We start from the raw sequence: 2,764 nt of genomic DNA on the forward strand, positions 1-2,764 counted from the left end.
CGCACCTGACCGGTGCGCTGGCAAAACCGCTATGGCTCATGTTGCCGTTCGCGGCGGACTGGCGCTGGGGTATCGATACCGCTTCGAGCGCCTGGTATCCCAAGGCCCGTTTGTTTCGCCAGGCGCAACCCGGAGCGTGGGAAGACGTTGTCGAGCGCGTGACTGCGGAGATCGCGCGCTTGTGACCGGTGTTTGTGACCGGTGTTATGTAACGTGTCGATCAATCTTGACGGGAATGCAGAATCCGACAACACGAACCGTCGTGTCAAACGTGGCCCTTCCCGCGAATGCGGGCCACGCTATATAAGTCTTTGCGCCCGCTCCATCTGGCTGTGCTCGAAGGCTTGCTCGAAGTCACCCAGCTCCTTGAGCGTCAATCCGATTTCCGGGCTCACAGCTAGTTGCCGCCAGCGGCTCACCGCCGCACACACTTCTCCCAGGACCTTGCGCGCAGCCGCGTCGCCCAGGCCGAAATAGCGGGCTTCAGCCATGAGCATGTCAATATCGGTAATGGGCCCGGTCTGGTCGGAAAGCATGGTCTTGGACTCCCTATCCCGATCGGGAAAGGGGTTCACATCGAAAGCCGGCGCGAGCCGCCACAACCCCTTTTGGACGTGAAGAAAGCCGAGATTATTCAGGTGATCGTCGATATTCGTGATCATCAGATTGAACACAAGCCTGCGCCACAACTGTGCCGTGTCTTCTTCGGGTCGAAATCCCTGGGACCGGATGGCATCGGCCACTTCAACGTACGTCCGCTCTTCCTGGCGGGAAGCCTGGAGCATCGAACTCGCTGACAAATACGGGATTCGGCCATGGTTCGACGCCCGATCGAAACGCGTGATGATGGCAACAGGCGTGCGTTCCAACTCGACAATGCGCGCAGCAGCCGTGTCGATACCGGCCGCCTTCGACAGCATCAGGGCCAGCACCTCGCCCCGTGTCACGCTGCGCTCGTCGTTGATACTTGGAAACTTTCCGATGGCAAGCGTCCCATCGGCGTCGAGCACCGTGCATTTTGGCCGCATACCGCCGAGCGACGTGCCTTTGCCCTGGAGGTACTTAAGGTCGCTCTCGGACTCTTCGCCATTTTCGACCGCGCGGGTGGCTTCGTACATACGCTGGAGTTCGACCAACGGCGGCGTAGCCCGTTGCCCCTTCGCGACCGTCCGATGATAGTTACCCGTTCCGTCCTGCAATCGCAGCGCCCCAATACGGCTGAAGTCATCGACCGCCAGCAGGAAATCGACTTCAGCCAGCGCGCTCAACTGCGGATCCGTCTTTCGGCGCCTCGCGTGCGCCCGCATGATAATGCGCCGCCCCCAGGCGTCGGGCTCCGTGTCCGCCAGGGCGAACGGGAAGACCGAGTCGTCTTTGGTCGGGGCCTTTCGAAACTGGTGATCGGACGTCAGAACCAGCTCCGGAGACACAGGGAAGCGCTCGGCGCTCTTCAACCAACTCGCAGCGTAAGCAAACGCCGTATTTTCGCGGTGCCCTTGTCGTACGTAGGTCAGCGTTCCGACCGGAATTCCAGCCTCCCCAATGCGGACGTCGATCTCAACCTTCATTGCTGTCGCGGGCTTCAAAGCGCCCCCGCCGGGTCGTCATTTTTTTGCTTTTTTGCGCGAACACGCTTGGGCAGTTCAGAGTCCATGAGGGTCAAGCCTATCTCGTCCCGCGCGGTGTCAAGCAAGCCGGTGAGCGCTTCCAGGTCGCCAAGGACGAGTAGTGCCCGCGCTATAAAGTGCACAGGCACGCGTGGGTCACCGGCCTCCATACGCCGGACCGTTGAGAGCGACGCGCCCATGCGCACCGCCATCGATTCCTGACTGATGTGCCGTCGCCGTCTCGCCAAAGTCAGGTCTTGTCCTAACTTCCCGATCGCTCGAATGACTGCAGGGGGCACCGGCAAGGATTTCCCTTTAACGCTCTCACCAGCATGCTTATCTGACTTAACTGTTCTCATGAGAAATATTATAGAGATAAAAGAAAGTCTCGCTCCAATATTTTATAACAGTCCCTATGGGACCGATTAAGCGCGTTAATCGTTCTCATGAGAACTGTTTGAAAGATTTTGGAACAAAAAATCCCGCCAGGATGAGTGGCGGGATTTTTGCATTAGATGACACCGATCTTCAACATGCCGGCGGAAATGGACAGTGAGGTGCCGCAGTACGCCGCTTCAAGCTGTCTTGTACTGATTCCGCGCTTCCGACGACCGATACAGCACCAGCGTCGCGATCAACCCGCAGACGGCCGCGAGGCCCATCCACACCCCCGGCGCGGCCTTGTTGCCGGTCGCGTGAATCAGGTAAGTCGAAATGGCCGGTGTGAATCCGCCGATCGTCGTCGCCAGGCTATACGCCAGCGAAAATCCCGTGGTCCGCACTTCGACTGGCATGACTTCGGTGAGCGCTACGACCATTGCGCCGTTGTAGCTGCCGTACAGGAACGATAACCATAATTCCACGCCGAGCAAGCGCAGGAACGAGGGATCGGCGACCAGCCACTGCACGGCGGGATAAGCCGTGAGGATCGTCAGGATCGTGAAGAACAACAGAACCGGACGACGCCCCACGCGATCGGAAATCGCGCCCGACACCGGCAGCCACACGAGATTCGACAAGCCGATGAACACCGTGACAACCAGCGTATCGACGGACGAAAGCTTCAGCACTTCCTTGCCGAACGTCGGCGTATAGGCCGTGATCATGTAGAAGAAAACGGTGGTGGTGACGGCCATCATCATGCCGCGGATCACCAG

At 59.1% G+C, this 2,764-nt stretch carries 4 protein-coding genes; 1 reads left to right on the forward strand and 3 read right to left on the reverse strand.

Annotation, left to right across the window (positions count from 1 at the left end; translation table 11 throughout):
* Nucleotides 1-185: hypothetical protein (locus WCA53_RS24090; RefSeq protein WP_423916369.1), on the forward strand; the 185-nt coding region annotated here is incomplete at its 5' end.
* Between the two features lie 114 nt (nucleotides 186-299).
* On the opposite strand, the gene WCA53_RS24095 is transcribed toward WCA53_RS24090, so the two are convergent.
* From WCA53_RS24095 to WCA53_RS24105, 3 genes are all read right to left on the reverse strand, one after another.
* Nucleotides 300-1,568, reverse strand: coding sequence for a type II toxin-antitoxin system HipA family toxin (locus tag WCA53_RS24095; RefSeq protein WP_423916372.1), 1,269 nt, complete (start codon nucleotides 1,566-1,568; stop codon nucleotides 300-302).
* Nucleotides 1,569-1,582: 14 nt separating this feature from the next.
* Nucleotides 1,583-1,966, reverse strand: a complete 384-nt coding sequence (locus WCA53_RS24100) for a helix-turn-helix domain-containing protein (RefSeq protein WP_423916374.1) — start codon at nucleotides 1,964-1,966, stop codon at nucleotides 1,583-1,585.
* Nucleotides 1,967-2,182: 216 nt separating this feature from the next.
* The coding region (locus WCA53_RS24105) for an MFS transporter (protein WP_423916376.1) at nucleotides 2,183-2,764 on the reverse strand (582 nt) is incomplete at its 5' end.

Origin of the sequence: Caballeronia sp. (assembly GCF_049581465.1) — a bacterium.
Taxonomy (GTDB): Bacteria; Pseudomonadota; Gammaproteobacteria; order Burkholderiales; family Burkholderiaceae; genus Caballeronia.